Genomic DNA, 14,731 nt, shown 5'->3' on the forward strand with positions numbered 1-14,731 from the left:
CTCTATTCCCTCTCCCGCTTGCGGCAGGGCTGTCCGGGGAAATTCAACCATAGCAGAGTTCCATCTGGTTGAGGGGCGTTCTGCATTTGCGGCGGCTAGGGTTGATTGGCGGAGGCTTGTCGATGCTGGCGAAGGCTCGCCGGGTGAACAGGAACTGGCTGACGAGTTCGGCGAGCCTGAGCGGCAGCATTTTGATGCAGTTGGTCCGCGCGGCAATGCGCAACAGTAGGTAGGCAATCATCGCAGCAAGCACTTGCAGGCGGATTGCATTGTCGTTGGTGCCGAGGAACTTGCGGATGTCGAGGTGCTGCTTGATCCAGCGGAACAGCAGTTCGATCTGCCACCGGCTCTTGTAGAGGGCGGCGATCTCGACGGCCGTTCGGGTCGTATCGTTGGTGAGAAGCGTGATCACGCCGCCGTTCTCCCGCCTGACCTTGATGCGCCGCAGCGGTATCGGCAAACGCGAGTCGCCCTTACTGGTGAGCTTCACCTCGTCGTCGACGATGATCCTGAAGCCGTCCCCCTTGCTGTTGCGGATGGTGCGATGCCTGACCGCGCGTAGCCGGATGCTCGTCTTCGGCCGGGTCACGAAGAAAGCCTTGCTATCATTGATCTTCTGCCACCAGTCGAAACGGCAATATCCCTTGTCGAACACGTAGGTTGTGCCGGCCTGGATCGGAGTCTGGCGACCGATCTCGATATCGTTGACGTTGGCAGCCGTCACCTCGACGCACTTCGGGATATCGCCCTTGGGATCGTAGACCACGTGCAGCTTCATGCCGCGGATGCGGCCGTTCCACACCGCCCAGGTGCAAACTTTGCCAAGCGGGATCGGACTGGCGTCGATCAGGCGCACCATCTCCTTGCCTTCGCCCCGCAACTGCCGGCTTGCCATCGCCGACAATCGTGCAAAGGTTTGCGCAAAAATGCTGGACGGGCGGCGGGTATTGGCATCCGACAGCGTCGAGCGGGACAACCTGCCGGTGCCCAGATGATAGTGATGCTGAGGATTGGCGTTGAAGCCGGTCACCACGGCGCGCAGGCTGTTGTTCCCGCTCAACTGCGCATAGATCAGCGCTACCAGGTGATCCCAGCTCTTGAACGACTTGTCGTAGGCATCCCCGTCCAGACGATCCACAGCCGTCTGAAACTGCCGCCGATTGATCGGTTCAAGCAGCCTACTAAAAATGCTATCGCGAAATCGCATGCTCGGCCTTCTGTGTCTCGACAACCAGAAAAGACCGATTTGCCTCGGTTTTGCCGAGCATGCACCGCGACACAGTGAATCATTCCCCGGACAGCCCTGCGCTTGCGGGGGAGGGCCAGGGTGGGGGTCTCACCGCGAGTCATATTGGGGAGAGCGCCCCCACCCGTATCGCATCTTCGATGCGATACGACCTCCCCCGCAAGCGGGAGAGGTGAAGCGAGGTTGCGGATGCGTCGGTCCATGCAACAGACATTCGCTACTAGCGCTGATATCACGCGCCGTGCCTTTGCCGGCGGCGCGCTGGCGCTTGCGCTTGGCGGCAAGAGCTTTGCGCAGGGCTTTGCCGGTCTCGGCGAGAATGCTGAAGGCTTTGCTGCCGTCACGCCGGGCAAGCAGTTCGCGTTTCCAGCCGATCATGGCCCGCATCCGGAATTCCGGATCGAGTGGTGGTACGTCACCGCGAACCTGTCCGACGCCAGCGGCGCGGCCTATGGCACGCAATGGACGCTGTTCCGCCAGGCCATGAAGCCGGGCGGAGCGGTCGAGGGCTGGGCCAACCAGCAGGTCTGGATGGGCCACGCCGCGGTGACCAGTGCCACCACCCACCGCTTCAACGAGACCTTTGCGCGCGGCGGCGTCGGGCAGGCCGGTGTCGACGCGACGCCGTTCCGGGCCTGGATCGATGCCTGGGAAATCCGCGGCCTCGATGGGTTCGATGCGCAGACCGTCGCGCCGCTCGAGCTCAAGGCCTCCGCCGCCGACTTCAGCGCCACGCTCCGGCTTGCCGCCGACCGTCCGCTGGTGCTGCAGGGCGATCACGGCTACAGCCGCAAGTCGGATCGCGGACAGGCGTCGTATTACTACAGCCAGCCGTTCTACAAGGCGTCCGGCCGCATCATGATCGACGACAGACCGGTCGACGTCACGGGCATGGCGTGGATGGACCGCGAATGGAGCAGCCAGCCGCTCGCATCCGACCAGACCGGCTGGGACTGGTTCTCGCTGCATCTGCCCGGCGACGAGAAGCTGATGCTGTACCGGCTGCGCCAGAAGGACGGCCGCGAGAACCTGTTCGGCAACTGGATCACGCCCGACGGCCGCTCGACCGAGATCGCGGCCAGCGGTAACAGCATCGCGCCGGTTGCGATCACCGAGATCGACGGCCACAAGCTGCCGACGGCGTGGCGCCTCGCCCTGCCCGCGCGCGGCCTTGCCATCGAGACCACGCCGCTCAATCCAAAGAGCTGGATGGGAACCAGCTTCCCCTATTGGGAAGGCCCGATCCGCTTCACAGGAAGCCACGCCGGAATCGGCTATCTTGAGATGACCGGATACTAGCCCGTCCTATTCGTGAGAGTGCGTTTTTTTAGTCCGATTGATGTGGCCGCACATCTGCTCTGACGAGGCGCGCGGGATTGCCTTCGGCTTTTCACCGCCTGACGACCGGTACTTTGCAACGCGCTTGAGGTGTAGGTTGGGCGAACGGGGGGCGGACGCCCCGCCGGTCAAGGACCGAGCGGCAGCAGCGCGCCTGGCAAGCCGCGGATCAGGTCGGCTTCGGGACAGGCCGCGGCAAACGCAAGGCGAATGCGGCTCGTGGTCTCGACCACACGGGCAGCGAGTTTCAAGAGACGAAGACGCAGCGTCGCGAACTCGGCTGTGGCCAATTCCCGGGCTTTGGGAATCGCGTCGCGCACGGTCAGCATCAGCCAATAAGCGGCGGTGTGGAGAACGAGGCGGACTTGATTGGCGAGCGCCGAACGGCAGCTGGTGCGATCGGAGGCGAGCTGTGTCTTATGCAGCTTGATCAGATTCTCGGCTTGGCCGCGCGCGCAATACAGGCTGTCGTAGATCCACTCGGCCGAGCCGACATCGAGGCTGGTGACGACGAAACGGATGTCGAGGCCGAGCATCGTCGCCTCAATACGGGCGACGGTACGCCGTTCGCGATCCCAGGACTTGGCCTTGTGGCGCGTCTCGGTATAGCCACGCAGAACCGGCAGGTTCTCGATGGCGCGTCGCGTGCGGATGTCGTCGGCGGCCTCGTCGAGTTTTCTGGCGAGCGGCTTGGTGCCGGACAGACCGAAGATGTAGTCGATGCCGTTGGTCTCGCACCACGCCATGGCCTCCGGCCGGGCATAGTGCCCGTCGCCACGGAACGTGATTCGCGTGTTGTGCCACCGCGTCCGGATATGCCGTATCAGGCGGCGCAGATGGGCACGCACCTCGACGCCGCCCGGCGTCTTGCCGGGCCGCAGCACGACCGCCACGGGCCGGCTCTTCTCCGTGTCGTAGACGTGGATCGGCAGGAAGCAGCGTTCGTCATAATGAGCGTTGAACAGCGAGAGCTGCTGATGGCCGTGGACGACATCGCAGGTATCATCGATGTCGAGCGTGACGGATGCCGGCTCGCGCGGGTAGCTATCCATCCATGCGTCGACCAAAGTGTAGGTCAGTCGGATCACGTCGCGCAGGCGCGGAGCATTCTCCAGCCGCGACAGCGTCGGTTGGGAACACAGATCGCGACCCGTGTCCGGCAGCCGTCCGCAGGCCAGCTTGAATGCGGGATCGGACCGCAGATGATCGAGGTCGTCGGCGTCCTCGTAGCCGCAGCAGATCGCGAACATGCGCGCGCGGAACATATCGACAAGGCTGTGCACGACCCGCGTCGGATCGCGCCGATCCGGGAACACCCGGGCCAAATTGTCGGCCAAGCCGAGACGCCGCTCGGCCATCGCCAGAAGCATCACGCCCCCGTTCGAGGTCAGCCGACCGCCATCGAAGGCAGCTGTGACTTTCTTGGCGTGAACGGCTGGAAACGAGAAGGGCAGAATCGTATCGTCGGTCATGGCGGGCGTGGCGTTCGCGGTTGAGGTGATGGGGTTGGCTTTGCAACCGAATCCTACGCCGCATCAGCGCTTTACACCACGCTCGCCAGCCTCTCAGGCGCCCTCTGACGAATAAGACGGGCTAGGAGCCCGTCCAGATATGTTTTCGTGACGGGCATTTGTTGTAGAGTAGCAGGCTCAGGCTGCGTTTGCGAGGTTGAACAGCTTGAGGAGGTTATGGACGGTGCAGATCATTGTCCACTCGGCGCGCACTTTCTCGATGCCCCGCAACAGGAACTGGCGGAAGCCTCTTGCCTGTTTGATCTGCCCGAACACCGGCTCCACCACTTGCTTTCGCAATCGGTAGGGTGTTTCGAAGCCGCCATCGTCGATCTTCTTTCGCATGGCCTGTGTCAGCGGGCCGCCGACTTTTCCGTTCGCTACTGTCGGGTGCTTGGCGCGTCCGGGCGCGACATAGCCATCGATGCTGCGTGTGTCGAGCGCTTCGAGATTGGCTTCGCTGCAGTAGCCGGAATCCGCTGAGGCCTGCCGCGGCTTGCGGCCAAGATTGCTCTCGATGGCCTCGATCAGGGGCACCAACTGGCCCTGATCGCTGCCGTGCTGGGTCAGTTCTTGCGCGACAATGATCTGGGCATGTGCATCGACGGCCGCCTGGGCATTATAGGCCTGAACGAAGCCATCCTTCGACTTCATGATGCGGCTTTCCGGATCGGTGAAGTTGCGTTGCGCCTTGGGATTGGGTTCCTCCGATGGCAGCGCCGCCGGTTTGCCCGGCTTCTTGCGGCCTTCGGCCTGGCGCTGCTGTTCCTTTTCGGCCTCGATGCGGCGCTCTTCCTCCGCCGCCAGTTTGGCGTCCGCTTCCAGCGCCGCCATCGCTTGCTGGATCTTCGCCAGCCGTTTCTGCTTGTCGACGGTCCAGTCCGGCAGTTCGTCGCTGTTGCCGAAAGTCTCATCCTCCGAGGCATCCGCCGCCTCGGCGGCCGCCAGCATGCGAGCGACCTCGGCCTTCAATTCCGCCTCGCGCTTCTTCATGCGCTCATAACTCATCGCCTTGTGTTTCGACGCGTTCGCCTTGATCTTCGTACCATCCAGCGCGACATGACCGAGCTTGACCAGCCCGGCCGTCTCGCACAACTTCAGAACCTGCACGAATAGCGCGCCGAGCGCCTTCAAATGTCGCTTGCGAAAGTCGCTGATCGTCCGAAAATCCGGCGCATCCAGCGCCACGATCATCACAAAATCGTTCCGCTCCCGGCAGGCCTTGGCAATCCGACGCGACGAATACAGCCCACTCGCATAGCTATGCAGCAGCAGCGCCACCATCATCCGCGGATCAAACGGCGGCTGCCCAAGCCCGCTCACATAGCTGCCCATGATCTCCCTGAGATCGAGGCTCTCCCGCACCAGATCAACCATAAACCGCGAGACATGGCCTTTCGGCACGAAGTCCTGCACATTCGGCGGCAGAAGCAGCGTCTGATCGATGTTCCAAGGCCGAAAATACTTGCTCATCGCCCAATGTTGAATCAGACCCGACCAGATTTGAACAGCGACTATCCAGACAAGCTCCTAGGAGCCCGTCCAGATATGTTTTCGTGACGGGCATTTGTTGTAGAGTAGCAGGCTCAGGCTGCGTTTGCGAGGTTGAACAGCTTGAGGAGGTTATGGACGGTGCAGATCATTGTCCACTCGGCGCGCACTTTCTCGATGCCCCGCAACAGGAACTGGCGGAAGCCTCTTGCCTGTTTGATCTGCCCGAACACCGGCTCCACCACTTGCTTTCGCAATCGGTAGGGTGTTTCGAAGCCGCCATCGTCGATCTTCTTTCGCATGGCCTGTGTCAGCGGGCCGCCGACTTTTCCGTTCGCTACTGTCGGGTGCTTGGCGCGTCCGGGCGCGACATAGCCATCGATGCTGCGTGTGTCGAGCGCTTCGAGATTGGCTTCGCTGCAGTAGCCGGAATCCGCTGAGGCCTGCCGCGGCTTGCGGCCAAGATTGCTCTCGATGGCCTCGATCAGGGGCACCAACTGGCCCTGATCGCTGCCGTGCTGGGTCAGTTCTTGCGCGACAATGATCTGGGCATGTGCATCGACGGCCGCCTGGGCATTATAGGCCTGAACGAAGCCATCCTTCGACTTCATGATGCGGCTTTCCGGATCGGTGAAGTTGCGTTGCGCCTTGGGATTGGGTTCCTCCGATGGCAGCGCCGCCGGTTTGCCCGGCTTCTTGCGGCCTTCGGCCTGGCGCTGCTGTTCCTTTTCGGCCTCGATGCGGCGCTCTTCCTCCGCCGCCAGTTTGGCGTCCGCTTCCAGCGCCGCCATCGCTTGCTGGATCTTCGCCAGCCGTTTCTGCTTGTCGACGGTCCAGTCCGGCAGTTCGTCGCTGTTGCCGAAAGTCTCATCCTCCGAGGCATCCGCCGCCTCGGCGGCCGCCAGCATGCGAGCGACCTCGGCCTTCAATTCCGCCTCGCGCTTCTTCATGCGCTCATAACTCATCGCCTTGTGTTTCGACGCGTTCGCCTTGATCTTCGTACCATCCAGCGCGACATGACCGAGCTTGACCAGCCCGGCCGTCTCGCACAACTTCAGAACCTGCACGAATAGCGCGCCGAGCGCCTTCAAATGTCGCTTGCGAAAGTCGCTGATCGTCCGAAAATCCGGCGCATCCAGCGCCACGATCATCACAAAATCGTTCCGCTCCCGGCAGGCCTTGGCAATCCGACGCGACGAATACAGCCCACTCGCATAGCTATGCAGCAGCAGCGCCACCATCATCCGCGGATCAAACGGCGGCTGCCCAAGCCCGCTCACATAGCTGCCCATGATCTCCCTGAGATCGAGGCTCTCCCGCACCAGATCAACCATAAACCGCGAGACATGGCCTTTCGGCACGAAGTCCTGCACATTCGGCGGCAGAAGCAGCGTCTGATCGATGTTCCAAGGCCGAAAATACTTGCTCATCGCCCAATGTTGAATCAGACCCGACCAGATTTGAACAGCGACTATCCAGACAAGCTCCTAGAGCGGCGCATTCAAAAAGATATCGCCTGTCACACCGGTCGCTGCTGCCCCGTCATGGCACCGGGGCCAACGGAACGAGAGGACACGCCTGACATGTACCACTACACGGCCATCGTCACCTGCCTTGCCGTCGCGTTCTATTTCTTCACCTCGACCCAGGTCGCGCGCGCCCGCGTCGCCTATGGCGTCAAGCTGCCGGCGATCTCCGGCCATCCGGATTTCGAGCGCATCTTCCGCATCCAGATGAACACCTTGGAATGGATGCCGATCTTCCTGCCGTCGCTTTGGCTGTTTGCCATCTATATCAGTGATGCCGCAGCCGCAGCCATCGGGGCGCTCTGGGTGATTGGCCGCGTCGTCTACTTCACCGGCTATCGCGAGGCGGTGGCAAAGCGCAGCCGCGGTTTTGGCATCCAGGCGATGGCGTGCATCGTGTTGTGGGTCGGCGCGATCGGCGGCGCGGTGTGGCGGCTCGTGCACGGGTGACGCCACGCATTCAGCCGTCGTCTTCCGTCGTCGTCCTGGCGAAAGCCAGGACCCATCACCACAGGGCGAGGTTATTGACGGGACTAACGGCCCCAGCTTGCTAAAACAACATCCGCCGGTGGTAATGGGTCCTGGCTTTCGCCAGGACGACACCACCATTGGATGCGCGCGTTACTTCGTCAGCGGGCAGCCGCTCTCCTTGGCGCTGAAGAACGCCTTGTCGCCAGGCACCACGGCGAGCTGCTTGTAATAGTCCCACGGCTTCTTCGATTCCGACGGCTTCTTGACCTCGAACAGATAGAGGTCGTGGACCATGCGGCCGTTGGCGAGCACCTTGCCCTTGGCAAAGGCGTCGTCGACCGGCAGTTCCTTCAGCTTCGCGGCGACCGCTTCGCTGTCCTTGGTGCCGGCCGCCTTCACAGCCTTGAGATAGCTCAGCGTCGCCGAATAGGTGCCGGCATGGATCATGCTCGGCATGCGGCTGGTGCGCTTGAAGAAGCGCTCGCTGAAGGCGCGCGAGGCGTCGTCGTGATCCCAGTAGAAGCCTTCGGTGAGCACGAGGCCCTGCGCGGCCTCCAGCCCGAGGCCATGCACCTCCGACAGCGTCATCAGCAGGCCGGCGAGCTTCTGGCCGCCCCTGACGATGCCGAACTCGGCGGCCTGCTTGATCGAGTTGGTGGTGTCGAGCCCGGCATTGGCAAGCCCGATGATCTTGGCCTTCGAGCTCTGCGCCTGCAGCAGGAAGGAGGAGAAGTCCGACGAGTTGAGCGGCACGCGGACCGAGCCGACCACCTTGCCGCCCTTTGACGCGACGATGTCGCTGGTGTCCTTCTCCAGCGCGTAGCCGAAGGCATAGTCGGCGGTGAGGAAGAACCAGGTGTTGCCACCCGCTTCGGTCAGCGCGCCGCCGGTGCCAACCGCGAGCGCGCGGGTGTCATAGGCTCAGTGGAAGCTGTAGGGCGTGCAGGCATCGCCCGAGATGCGCGAGGTCGCCGCGCCGACCACGATGTCGATCTTCTTCTTTTCCTTCGACAGCTCCTGCACCGCGAGCGCAACCGACGAGGTGGTGAGCTCGGTGATCATGTCGACGTTCTCGACCTCGTACCAGCGCCGCGCGATCGCGGTCGCAAGGTCCGGCTTGTTCTGATGATCGGCAGTGACGATCTCGATCTTCTGGCCCAGCACCTCGCCGCCGAAATCCTCGACCGCCATCCGTGCCGCCTCGAGCGAATACTTTCCGCCGTAGTCGGCGTAGACGCCGGACTGATCGTTCAGAATACCGATCTTGACGCCTTGGGCCATCGCCGGCGCCGCAAGCATCAGGCTGCACGCCGCAACCGCGGCCAAAAATCCCGACTTCATCGTTATGCTCTCCCAGCAGTCTTGATCAGGAAAAATCGGCGCGACATTATTTTATAACCCTGCGCCTGCCCATCCCTTCCCGCTCAGCCAATAGTATGGGCTCAACTCCGCAGCACGACCTCAAACCCGTCGTCCTGAGGTGCGAGCCTTGCGGCGCAATTGCGCCGCTGGGCGAGCCTCGAAGGGCGAACGGCCACCAGCCGGGCCGTGCACCCTTCGAGACGCGCGTTCCGCACTCCTCAGGGTGACGGGAATGGAATCGCGTCTTAGTCACGGGGGCATCACCCCGCCACATTCGCCGCGGGCGCCGCCGGCTTGCCCTCGTTCTTTCCTTCCGCGAGGTTGCGCACCACCATGTAGAAGATCGGCGTGAAGACCAGGCCGAACAGCGTGACGCCGAGCATGCCGAAGAACACGGCGACGCCGACCGCCTGGCGCATCTCCGAGCCCGAGCCGGACGACACCACCAGCGGCAGCACGCCGAGAATGAAGGCGAACGACGTCATCAGGATCGGCCGCAGGCGAAGCCGGCAGGCCTCGATGACCGCCTCCAGCCGTGGCTTGCCCTCCAGCTCGATATCGCGCGCGAACTCGACGATCAGGATCGCGTTCTTGGCGGCGAGCCTGACCAGCACGACGAAGCCGATCTGGGTCAGGATGTTGACGTCCTGGCCCATCAGGCGCACGCCGATCGTGGCGGCGAGCAGACACATCGGCACCATCAGGATCACCGCGAACGGCAGCGTCCAGCTGCCATATTGCGCGGCCAGCACCAGGTAGACGAACAGCACGCAAATCGGGAACACGTAGAGGCCGGCATTGCCGCCGGTGACCTGCTGGTAGGACAGGTCGGTCCATTCGAAGGTGAAGCCCGAGGGCAGCGTCGCGTCGGCGAGCTGCTTGATGGTGTTGAGCGCCGTCGTCGAGCTGGTGCCGGGCGCCGGCTCACCCTGCAGCTCGGAGGCGGCGTAGAGATTGTAGCGCGCGACGCGGTCGGGGCCGGAGGTATCCTTGAAGTCCACGACGCTGCCGAGCATCACCATGTCGCCGGCGGCGTTGCGGGTGCGCAGCCGCGCGAGGTCGGTGGTCTCCTTGCGGAACGGCAGGTCGGCCTGCGCCGTGACGTGATAGGTGCGGCCGAACAGGTTGAAGTCGTTGACGTAGGTCGAACCGAAATAGGTCTGGATGGTGTCGTTGATGCCAGCGATCGGCACGCCGAGCTTCTGCGCCTTGACGCGGTCGATATCGACGAACAATTGCGGCGTGTTGGCGGTGAACGGTGAGAACACCGACGTCAGGCTGGGCGACTTGCGCGCCGCGCCGACCAGCTCGTCGGTGGCGGAGGCCAGCAGCTCGGGGCCGCGGCCCTGCCGGTCCTGGATGCGGATCGTGAAGCCGCCGCCGGTGCCGATGCCGGGCACCGCGGGCGGCGGGATCACGATGATGAAGGCGCCCTGGATCACCGACAGGCGCTTGCGCAGGTCTGCGGTGATCGCCGTGGCGGTCAGTCCCTTCTTCAACCTTGCCTCCGGCTCATCGAACACCGGGAACAGCGCCGCGGCATTGCCCGCCTGCGTGCGCGTCGCGCCGGAGAAGCCGGCGAAAGCCGCGACGCGAACGATGCCGGGCGTATCGAGTGCAATCCGCTCGATCTCGCGCACCACCGCCGTGGTGCGCGCCAGCGATGCCGCGCCCGGCAGCTGCGCCGAGATGATGACGTAGCCGCGATCCTGCGCCGGGATGAAGCCCTGCGAGGTGGTTGCGAGTAGCCAGCCGGCGCTGCCGATCAGCACGACGTAGATCGCGAGCATCACCGCGGTGTGGCGGATCACGAAGTCGGCCACCGCCGCGTAGCCGTGCGCCAACCGGTCGAACACGCGGTTGAACAATGCGGTGAAGCTGTCCCAGCCGCGCGCGATGATGTTCCAGCGCGCCGGCGGGCGCTTGTCCTCGTGCGGGACCAGGATCTGCGAGGCCAGCGCCGGCGACAGCGTCAGCGAGCAGAAGCAGGAGATCGCGGTGGCGACCGCGATCGTCACCGCGAATTGCTGGAAGAACTGCCCGGAGATGCCGCCGAGGAAGGCAGTCGGCACGAACACCGCGCACAGGACCAGCGCGATCGAGACCAGCGCGCCGCCGACCTCCTCCATGGTCTTGAGCGCGGCGTCGCGCCTGGACATGCCGTGCTCGAGATGGCGCTCGACATTTTCGACCACCACGATGGCGTCGTCGACCACGATGCCGACCGCCAGCACCAGGCCGAACAGCGTCAGATTGTTGATCGAGAAGCCGAGCGCGGCCATCACCGCGAAGGTGCCGACCAGCGACACCGGGATCGCGACGATCGGGATGATCGCAGGCCGCCAACCCTGCAGGAACACCAGCACCACGATGACGACGAGCGCCATCGCCTCGTAGATGGTCTTGATCAGCTCATGAACCGATTGGGCGATGAATTCGGTCGGGTTGTAGCCGATATTGTAGTCGAGGCCCTTCGGGAAACTCGCCTTCATCCGCTCCATCGTGTCGGAGATGCTCTTGGCGGTGGCGAGCGCGTTCGATCCGGGCCGTTGCGTCACCAGCAGGGCCACCGCCGACTTGCGCAGCAGGAAGCTGTTGGTGGCGTAGGACAGCGCACCGAGCTCGACGCGGGCGACGTCGCGCAGGCGCACGGTGCGGCCGTCGGAGCCGGCCTTCACCACGATGTCTTCGAACTGCCTGATGTCCTTGAGGCGGCCGGTGAAAACCAGGTTCGGCTGGAAGGCACGATCGGTGATCGGCGGCTCCGCGATCTGTCCGCCCGCGATCTGCAGGTTCTGCGCCCGGATCGCCGCCAGCACCTCGGTCGAGGTCAGACCGAGATTGGCGATCCGGTCGGGATCGAGCCACAGCCGCATCGAGTAGTCGCGCGCGCCGAACATCTGGATGTCGCCGACGCCGTCGAGCCGCAGCAACTGGTCGCGGACCTGCAGCAGCGCGTAGTTCGAGATGTAGAGCTGATCGAAGCTGTCGTCGGGCGACAGCATGAACACCACCATCAGGATGTCGGGCGAGTTCTTGCGCGTGGTGACGCCGTTGCGCTGCACCTCCTCGGGCAACCGCGGCTGCGCGATCGCGACGCGGTTCTGCACCAGCACCTGCGCCTTGTCGAGGTCGGTGCCGAGCTTGAAGGTGGCGGTGATGGTGAGCTGGCCGTTCGAGGTCGCCTGGCTGTAGAGATACAGCATGTCCTCGACGCCGTTGATCTCCTGCTCGATCGGGGCCGCCACGGTGTCGGACACGGTCTGCGCCGAGGCGCCGGGATATTGCGTCGTCACCACGACGGTCGGCGGCACCACCTGCGGATATTCCGAGACCGGCAACGTCGGATAGGCGATCGCGCCGACAATCAGCAGCACGATCGACAGCACCATCGCGAGAATGGGCTGGTTGATGGAAAGCCTGCCGAGATTCATGGTTTGGCACCTGCTGCGGGCTTGTCGCCTGCCGGTGGCTTGGTATCCGCGGGAGCCTGCGCCATTTTCGGCGTCACCTTGGCGCCGACGCGGGCGCGCTGCAGGCCGTCGACGATCACATGGTCCTCCGCCTTGAGGCCTTCGCGGATCACCCGCAGGCCCTCATCGAGCGGCCCCAGCACGACGGCTCTTGCTTCAACCGTGTTGTCATCCTTGACCACGAACACGATCTTGCGCGACTGGTCGGTGGCGATGGCGGTGTCCGGGATCAGCAGCGCCTCATAGGGCGAGGAGCCGATGATGCGGACCCGGCCGAACTGGCCGGGCAGGATCGACAGATCCTTGTTCGGAATCACCGCGCGGCTGCGCAGCGTCGCGGTCGAGACGTCGAGCCGGTTGTCGAGGAAGTCCATCTTGCCCTCATGCGAGGGCTTGGTCTCGCCGGTCAGCGCCACCTGCACCGGATTCGCCGTGTCGCGCGAGCTCGGCCGCCGGCCTTCGAACCACAGCTTGCTGTTGCGCTGATAGGTCGCCTCGTCGACGTCGAAATAGATGTAGATCGGATCGAGCGACACGATCGAGGTGAGAAGCGTCGCGCCGCCCTCGCTGCCTTGCACGAGATTGCCCGGCGTGACCAGATGCCGGCTGACGCGGCCGGCGATCGGCGCCAGCACGTGGGAGAATTCGACGTTGAGCTGCGCGGCCTTCAGCGTTCCCTCGGCCTGCGTCTCGGCGGCGCGTGCCGCCTGCAACGCCTGGCGGCGCTGGTCGACGACCTGCTCCGAGACCGCGCTGGTCTGCACCAGGTTCAGCCCGCGCTCGAGATCACGCTTGGCGAGCTCCCCCTTGGCGCGTGCGTCGGCGAGCTGGCCCTGGGCCTGCAGCACCACCGCCTCGAACGGGCGCGGGTCGATGGTGTAAAGCAGATCGCCGGCATGGACGATCGCGCCATCCTTGAACTCGACACTGTCGACGAAGCCGCCGACACGGGCGCGGACCTGAACTTCCTCGATCGCCTCGAAGCGGCCGGTGAACTCGTCCCAGTCGGTGACCGTGCGCTTGACCGGCTGCGCGACCGTCACGGGCGGCGGAGGCGCGGCCTGCGATTGCGCGCTCTTGTCACCGCAGCCGCCGAGCGTCAGTGCCGCAAGCAAGCCGAGCGGCGCGAGGCCGAGCCCGCCAAGACCACGAAGCGAGTCAAGACGGCCGAGCGAATCATGGCGGCGAAGCGAATCGCGTTCGACGCCGTTAACCGGGGCCGGACGCTCCGTTGTGTCAATCGCACTCAATTCCTTCTCCCCCAGAACGACCAAAGCAGGGCTACCAAAGTCGCATCTAAAATTGCAGTGATTCAACTCGGACGGATCGTCGCGATGTCGCGGCGGTGGACGTCACAGATGTAGCCGACCCCCAGTCTGTTCAAGATGGGCGCCGGATCAAGCGAATAGTTGCGTAGTCTGAACGCCTTACGACACGCTCGCGAAACCGTTACGACGGGAAGGGACAGACTGGCTGGCCTTTCGGGGGTACGAGATCACAGACGGATCGCCGCGAATCAATCACAACGCGAGCTCGTTTCACAGATTCGTCACACCACGCCCGACTCGACTTTTGGCGCACAACCTCCGGCCGCAAACGGCAAAACCGGTCAGTTTTCCCGCGCTCTACCTCCCGCTGCATGGCGGAATCGTGGTTAACGGCGCGCTGTCATCCGGACACACATTGACACTCGGAAATATCGCCAATACGGTCATGGTTGCCAAACAGTGAAATTTTGTTGGCCGCCGCATTTTTCTCGAACGTTCATTGGACTTTGTCGCGGCGTGAGTGGTGAAGGCGACTACGTAAATGGCAAGCGCATTGGATCTTGCTGATGTCACGGCTCCGCGGACATCGCGGCTTTCCCACATTGCGAGCGAGTCGATGCGGTCTCCAGTCGCGGCCGATCAACTTCAACGTGTGAACGGCTTCACACGTCCCCGTATCCAAAAATTGTAAATACTGACTGGCTTCCACGCCGGTTGCAGGAGTGCACATGACGACCATACCCGCCTATACAATCGGTGGTTTAACCCGTCCCGAACTCCATCTTGATCCGAGCGGCAATATCATCCTGGATCCGTCCGCGCAGGCATTCGTCGATGCGTATGGTCTGCAATATCTCTATCTCGGCTGCCCTCCCGGCACGCCCTTTCCGCCGATCCACGGCTTCCTGTCGGCGCCGACCGACACCAATTCCGGCGCCAACACGGTCGTTGAAGGCGCCGCCGTCAACAGCTCGGTCAATATCACCGCACATTCCGACAGCCTGATCGGCCTCCCGGTCACCTATTCGCTGACATCCGATTCCTC

Annotated in this window: 8 protein-coding genes and 1 pseudogene; 2 read left to right on the forward strand and 7 right to left on the reverse strand. The window is 63.5% G+C overall.

Features of this window, described 5'->3' with window-relative positions; translation table 11 throughout:
• Positions 1 to 43: 43 nt before the first annotated feature.
• Positions 44 to 1,207, reverse strand: a complete 1,164-nt coding sequence (locus HAP54_RS10105) for an IS4 family transposase (protein ID WP_166298459.1) — start codon at positions 1,205 to 1,207, stop codon at positions 44 to 46.
• A gap of 240 nt (positions 1,208 to 1,447) precedes the next feature.
• Between HAP54_RS10105 and HAP54_RS10110 the strand changes: the two genes are divergently transcribed.
• Entirely contained in the window at positions 1,448 to 2,545 is a 1,098-nt protein-coding gene (locus HAP54_RS10110; RefSeq protein WP_166299704.1) for a lipocalin-like domain-containing protein, read from the forward strand.
• A 167-nt stretch (positions 2,546 to 2,712) separates the two neighbouring features.
• On the opposite strand, the gene HAP54_RS10115 is transcribed toward HAP54_RS10110, so the two are convergent.
• The 3 genes from HAP54_RS10115 to HAP54_RS10125 form a co-directional block, all read right to left on the reverse strand.
• Positions 2,713 to 4,056, reverse strand: a complete 1,344-nt coding sequence (locus HAP54_RS10115) for an IS1380-like element ISBdi2 family transposase (RefSeq protein ID WP_166204320.1) — start codon at positions 4,054 to 4,056, stop codon at positions 2,713 to 2,715.
• 177 nt (positions 4,057 to 4,233) lie between these two features.
• Entirely contained in the window at positions 4,234 to 5,568 is a 1,335-nt protein-coding gene (locus HAP54_RS10120) for an IS1182 family transposase (RefSeq protein ID WP_166202952.1), read from the reverse strand.
• Positions 5,569 to 5,681: 113 nt separating this feature from the next.
• Positions 5,682 to 7,016, reverse strand: coding sequence for an IS1182 family transposase (locus tag HAP54_RS10125; RefSeq protein WP_166202952.1), 1,335 nt, complete (start codon positions 7,014 to 7,016; stop codon positions 5,682 to 5,684).
• 153 nt (positions 7,017 to 7,169) lie between these two features.
• Here HAP54_RS10125 and HAP54_RS10130 point away from each other — a divergent pair, with 153 nt between their 5' ends.
• Positions 7,170 to 7,562 carry an MAPEG family protein gene (locus tag HAP54_RS10130; RefSeq protein WP_166299706.1) on the forward strand — a complete coding sequence of 131 codons (393 nt, stop codon included), beginning with the start codon at positions 7,170 to 7,172 and terminating at the stop codon, positions 7,560 to 7,562.
• A gap of 171 nt (positions 7,563 to 7,733) precedes the next feature.
• On the opposite strand, the pseudogene HAP54_RS10135 reads toward HAP54_RS10130, so the two are convergent.
• The 3 genes and pseudogenes from HAP54_RS10135 to HAP54_RS10145 form a co-directional block, all read right to left on the reverse strand.
• Positions 7,734 to 8,924: pseudogene (locus HAP54_RS10135) on the reverse strand (ABC transporter substrate-binding protein).
• Between the two features lie 281 nt (positions 8,925 to 9,205).
• Entirely contained in the window at positions 9,206 to 12,379 is a 3,174-nt protein-coding gene (locus HAP54_RS10140) for an efflux RND transporter permease subunit (protein ID WP_166299708.1), read from the reverse strand.
• Positions 12,376 to 13,668, reverse strand: coding sequence for an efflux RND transporter periplasmic adaptor subunit (locus HAP54_RS10145; protein ID WP_175619400.1), 1,293 nt, complete (start codon positions 13,666 to 13,668; stop codon positions 12,376 to 12,378). Before HAP54_RS10145 ends, HAP54_RS10140 begins: the two co-directional genes overlap by 4 nt.
• Between the last annotated feature and the right edge of the window lie 1,063 nt (positions 13,669 to 14,731).

Source organism: Bradyrhizobium sp. 2S1 (assembly GCF_011516625.5).
GTDB lineage: Bacteria > Pseudomonadota > Alphaproteobacteria > Rhizobiales > Xanthobacteraceae > Bradyrhizobium > Bradyrhizobium septentrionale.